At 42.0% G+C, this 1090-nt stretch carries 1 protein-coding gene and 2 pseudogenes; all 3 read left to right on the top strand.

The features are described from left to right. Positions 1-340, top strand: a pseudogene (locus NON16_RS25875) (transposase); the annotation flags it as partial. 141 nt (positions 341-481) lie between these two features. Beyond that, positions 482-739, top strand: a pseudogene (locus NON16_RS25870) (IS91 family transposase); the annotation flags it as partial. 43 nt (positions 740-782) lie between these two features. Continuing rightward, positions 783-905 carry a hypothetical protein gene (locus NON16_RS24310; protein WP_257352086.1) on the top strand — a complete coding sequence of 41 codons (123 nt, stop codon included), beginning with the start codon at positions 783-785 and terminating at the stop codon, positions 903-905. Positions 906-1090: the final 185 nt, after the last annotated feature.

Below are 1090 nucleotides of genomic sequence, written 5' to 3'. Positions count from 1 at the left end.
GTTACGTTATATTGGCCGTTATATTCGTCGACCCGCAATTGGAATCAATCGGATTGAGGCGTATGATGGTCAAATGGTGACGTTCAAGTACATCGATAAAACAGATGGGAAAGAAAAGCACGAAACGGTAAGTGTTGAAGAATTCATCACTCGACTCGTTCGGCATATTCCAGATCAACAGTTTAAGACGATTCGTCATTACGGGATGTATTCCAGAAGAAGTAAAAAATTAAGTAAGAAAGTGCTGCAGAAGTGGCAAGAGGACGCAAGACGTTGGATTGTAAAGGTGAAGAAAACCTTACGCCGTCAAACATGGCGAGAGAGAATGATCGCCAGTGGTTCCNNNCGTCATTACGGGATGTATTCCAGAAGAAGTAAAAAATTAAGTAAGAAAGTGCTGCAGAAGTGGCAAGAGGACGCAAGACGTTGGATTGTAAAGGTGAAGAAAACCTTACGCCGTCAAACATGGCGAGAGAGAATGATCGCCAGTGGTTCCGAAGATCCTCTCGTTTGTCCGAATTGCGAGTGTTATTATGAATACAAGGGAGAAGTCTGCCTAGAAAACGGAAAGCTCGAAATCAAAGTAGCCTTATGTAATGATACGAAAGCCTATTTGGAAAGGATGATTCACCATCTCACCGGTATCCAAGCACCGCAAAAAAGGAAAGAAAAAGAAAAAAGGGAATATGACATCGAAAAAACCACAGAGCGTCAGCTATGTCTGTTTAGCGTGTCATGAAAAAGAAGACATCCCGTATCATGTGGTTCGGGAGTTTGATTTGATGGATGGTGGCGATCCGACGATTCCACCTAAGTTTTCATGTGAGACATGCGGAGGAGAGATGTATCCTGAGTATTACAAAGGGGTACACGGCGTAGAATACAAGCTATCGGATGTTCTCTGACAAAAAAGGACCTGAGTGGAGTGCTTGAACTGTATCCCGAATAATGGACACTTATAAAAAAAGTCCGTTATTCGGGATTTTTTGTGTTAACTTACACGGAAAACCCGTTATAATCAAAACAAATGGAGAGAACGGGGAATCAAGTATGAGTAAACGAATCTTTAACGAATTTCAACGTAGACAAC

The organism is Pseudalkalibacillus decolorationis (assembly GCF_024609785.1).
GTDB lineage: Bacteria > Bacillota > Bacilli > Bacillales > Fictibacillaceae > Pseudalkalibacillus > Pseudalkalibacillus decolorationis.
This window is presented reverse-complemented; position numbering and strand designations above follow the sequence as displayed.

Coding starts and splice junctions, on each gene's coding strand:
- NON16_RS24310 (WP_257352086.1), top strand. CDS start 783: ATGGATGGTGGCGATCCGACGATTCCACCTAAGTTTTCATGTGAGACA.